Source organism: Acinetobacter sp. C15 (genome assembly GCF_013420645.1).
GTDB lineage: Bacteria > Pseudomonadota > Gammaproteobacteria > Pseudomonadales > Moraxellaceae > Acinetobacter > Acinetobacter indicus.
On sequence record NZ_VOXR01000089.1, the window covers coordinates 1 to 3,886 of the forward strand.

A 3,886-nucleotide genomic window follows, 5' to 3' on the forward strand; every position below is an offset into this window, starting at 1 on the left:
GGCCAGGCCTCAGCATTTTATTATGGTGATCCCCTGGGCGAAATGCGCCTGGTAAGCAGAGTTTTTGAAATGTAAGGCCTTTGAATAAGACAAAAGGCTGCCTCATCGCTAACTTTGCAACAGTGCCACATCAAGGCCCGATCCTTGGAGCCCTTGCCCTCCCGCACGATGATCGTGCCGTGATCGAAATCCAGATCCTTGACCCGCAGTTGCAAACCCTCACTGATCCGCATGCCCGTTCCATACAGAAGCTGGGCGAACAAACGATGCTCGCCTTCCAGAAAACCGAGGATGCGAACCACTTCATCCGGGGTCAGCACCACCGGCAAGCGCCGCGACGGCCGAGGTCTTCCGATCTCCTGAAGCCAGGGCAGATCCGTGCACAGCACCTTGCCGTAGAAGAACAGCAAGGCCGCCAATGCCTGACGATGCGTGGAGACCGAAACCTTGCGCTCGTTCGCCAGCCAGGACAGAAATGCCTCGACTTCGCTGCTGCCCAAGGTTGCCGGGTGACGCACACCGTGGAAACGGATGAAGGCACGAACCCAGTGGACATAAGCCTGTTCGGTTGGTAAGCTGTAATGCAAGTAGCGTATGCGCTCACGCAACTGGTCCAGAACCTTGACCGAACGCAGCGGTGGTAACGGCGCAGTGGCGGTTTTCATGGCTTGTTATGACTGTTTTTTTGTACAGTCTATGCCTCGGGCATCCAAGCAGCAAGCGCGTTACGCCGTGGGTCGATGTTTGATGTTATGGAGCAGCAACGATGTTACGCAGCAGGGCAGTCGCCCTAAAACAAAGTTAACTCGAGGGAGAAATCGTGAAGTTATCACTAATGGCTGCCAAGTCGAAGAACGGTATTATCGGTAATGGACCAGATATTCCATGGAGCGCCAAAGGCGAGCAACTTCTATTTAAGGCAATTACATATAATCAATGGCTTTTAGTTGGACGCAAAACTTTTGAGTCAATGGGCGCTCTCCCAAATCGAAAGTATGCAGTTGTAACTCGCTCTAATTTTTCTACGAATGATGAGGGTGTAATGGTTTTCTCCTCAATTCAGGATGCCTTAATAAATTTAGAGGAAATCACGGATCATGTTATCGTTTCTGGTGGTGGTGAAATATACAAAAGCTTGATTTCCAAAGTAGATACTTTGCATATTTCAACAGTCGACATCGAGCGAGATGGAGACATAGTTTTTCCTGAAATCCCAGATACATTCAAGTTGGTATTTGAGCAAGATTTCGAGTCTAACATTAACTATTGTTATCAAATCTGGCAAAAGAGTTAACAAGCGCCTGCAATCTGACCTCCGGTTACTGTCACCTTTTTTTGCGGTGGAGCTGCAAAAAAGGCGCCATTAACCTCCGGCAGTTGAGGCGGGCGTTAGCCATATTATGGAGCCTCATGCTTTTATATAAAATGTGTGACAATCAAAATTATGGGGTTACTTACATGAAGTTTTTATTGGCATTTTCGCTTTTAATACCATCCGTGGTTTTTGCAAGTAGTTCAAAGTTTCAGCAAGTTGAACAAGACGTTAAGGCAATTGAAGTTTCTCTTTCTGCTCGTATAGGTGTTTCCGTTCTTGATACTCAAAATGGAGAATATTGGGATTACAATGGCAATCAGCGCTTCCCGTTAACAAGTACTTTTAAAACAATAGCTTGCGCTAAATTACTATATGATGCTGAGCAAGGAAAAGTTAATCCCAATAGTACAGTCGAGATTAAGAAAGCAGATCTTGTGACCTATTCCCCTGTAATAGAAAAGCAAGTAGGGCAGGCAATCACACTCGATGATGCGTGCTTCGCAACTATGACTACAAGTGATAATACTGCGGCAAATATCATCCTAAGTGCTGTAGGTGGCCCCAAAGGCGTTACTGATTTTTTAAGACAAATTGGGGACAAAGAGACTCGTCTAGACCGTATTGAGCCTGATTTAAATGAAGGTAAGCTCGGTGATTTGAGGGATACGACAACTCCTAAGGCAATAGCCAGTACTTTGAATAAATTTTTATTTGGTTCCGCGCTATCTGAAATGAACCAGAAAAAATTAGAGTCTTGGATGGTGAACAATCAAGTCACTGGTAATTTACTACGTTCAGTATTGCCGGCGGGATGGAACATTGCGGATCGCTCAGGTGCTGGCGGATTTGGTGCTCGGAGTATTACAGCAGTTGTGTGGAGTGAGCATCAAGCCCCAATTATTGTGAGCATCTATCTAGCTCAAACACAGGCTTCAATGGCAGAGCGAAATGATGCGATTGTTAAAATTGGTCATTCAATTTTTGACGTTTATACATCACAGTCGCGCTGATAAGGCTAACAAGGCCATCAAGTTGACGGCTTTTCCGTCGCTTGTTTTGTGGTTTAACGCTACGCTACCACAAAACAATCAACTCCAAAGCCGCAACTTATGGCGGCGTTAGACATCATGAGGGTAGCGGTGACCATCGAAATTTCGAACCAACTATCAGAGGTGCTAAGCGTCATTGAGCGCCATCTGGAATCAACGTTGCTGGCCGTGCATTTGTACGGCTCCGCAGTGGATGGCGGCCTGAAGCCATACAGCGATATTGATTTGTTGGTTACTGTGGCCGTAAAGCTTGATGAAACGACGCGGCGAGCATTGCTCAATGACCTTATGGAGGCTTCGGCTTTCCCTGGCGAGAGCGAGACGCTCCGCGCTATAGAAGTCACCCTTGTCGTGCATGACGACATCATCCCGTGGCGTTATCCGGCTAAGCGCGAGCTGCAATTTGGAGAATGGCAGCGCAATGACATTCTTGCGGGTATCTTCGAGCCAGCCATGATCGACATTGATCTAGCTATCCTGCTTACAAAAGCAAGAGAACATAGCGTTGCCTTGGTAGGTCCGGCAGCGGAGGAATTCTTTGACCCGGTTCCTGAACAGGATCTATTCGAGGCGCTGAGGGAAACCTTGAAGCTATGGAACTCGCAGCCCGACTGGGCCGGCGATGAGCGAAATGTAGTGCTTACGTTGTCCCGCATTTGGTACAGCGCAATAACCGGCAAAATCGCGCCGAAGGATGTCGCTGCCGACTGGGCAATAAAACGCCTACCTGCCCAGTATCAGCCCGTCTTACTTGAAGCTAAGCAAGCTTATCTGGGACAAAAAGAAGATCACTTGGCCTCACGCGCAGATCACTTGGAAGAATTTATTCGCTTTGTGAAAGGCGAGATCATCAAGTCAGTTGGTAAATGATGTCTAACAATTCGTTCAAGCCGACCGCGCTACGCGCGGCGGCTTAACTCCGGCGTTGGGCGCACAATAAGGCTCCTTGCAGAGTTGCTTGAAAGTTGTTACGATTCAAATTTAATCATGAGATAGTCAGCAGATGAGCACTTCCAAGAACGCAGACAAGTAAGCCGCAGCAACCTTCATTTTTCGGTTGTTGCGGCGTTCTCATGAATCCTTTTGCTCTACGGGAGCGCCGCCAAATCCTTTGTTCAAGGAGATGGTTTCGTGCGCTCAAAAAACTTTAGTTGGCGGTACTCCCTTGCCGCCACGGTGTTGTTGTTATCACCGTTCGATTTATTGGCATCACTCGGCATGGACATGTACTTGCCAGCAGTGCCGTTTATGCCAAACGCGCTTGGTACGACAGCGAGCACAATTCAGCTTACGCTGACAACGTACTTGGTCATGATTGGTGCCGGTCAGCTCTTGTTTGGACCGCTATCGGACCGACTGGGGCGCCGCCCCGTTCTACTGGGAGGTGGCCTCGCCGGCACTGTTGCAAAGTTAGCGATGAGGCAGCCTTTTGTCTTATTCAAAGGCCTTACATTTCAAAAACTCTGCTTACCAGGCGCATTTCGCCCAGGGGATCACCATAATAAAATGCTGAGGCCTGGCC

General features: G+C 48.2%; 3 protein-coding genes and 3 pseudogenes. 5 read left to right on the plus strand and 1 reads right to left on the minus strand.

Annotated features, from left to right (window positions below; all coding sequences use genetic code 11):
- A pseudogene (locus FTT63_RS14985) lies at positions 1-75 on the plus strand (IS6 family transposase); the annotation flags it as partial.
- Positions 76-128: 53 nt separating this feature from the next.
- Here the strand turns inward: FTT63_RS14985 and intI1 are convergent.
- A pseudogene (gene intI1 / locus FTT63_RS14990) lies at positions 129-665 on the minus strand (class 1 integron integrase IntI1); the annotation flags it as partial.
- 155 nt (positions 666-820) lie between these two features.
- Between intI1 and dfrA16 the strand changes: the two are divergent.
- The 4 genes and pseudogenes from dfrA16 to FTT63_RS15850 all read left to right on the plus strand — a co-directional run.
- Complete coding sequence (dfrA16, locus tag FTT63_RS14995) at positions 821-1,294, plus strand: trimethoprim-resistant dihydrofolate reductase DfrA16 (RefSeq protein ID WP_032490158.1); 474 nt, start codon at positions 821-823, stop codon at positions 1,292-1,294.
- Positions 1,295-1,458: 164 nt separating this feature from the next.
- On the plus strand, positions 1,459-2,325 hold the full coding sequence (locus FTT63_RS15000) for a PSE family carbenicillin-hydrolyzing class A beta-lactamase CARB-2 (RefSeq protein ID WP_001931474.1): 867 nt from the start codon (positions 1,459-1,461) through the stop codon (positions 2,323-2,325).
- A 117-nt stretch (positions 2,326-2,442) separates the two neighbouring features.
- Positions 2,443-3,281 (plus strand): annotated as a pseudogene (locus tag FTT63_RS15005) (AadA family aminoglycoside 3''-O-nucleotidyltransferase).
- A gap of 214 nt (positions 3,282-3,495) precedes the next feature.
- Positions 3,496-3,886: MFS transporter (locus tag FTT63_RS15850; protein WP_373685687.1), on the plus strand; the 391-nt coding region annotated here is incomplete at its 3' end.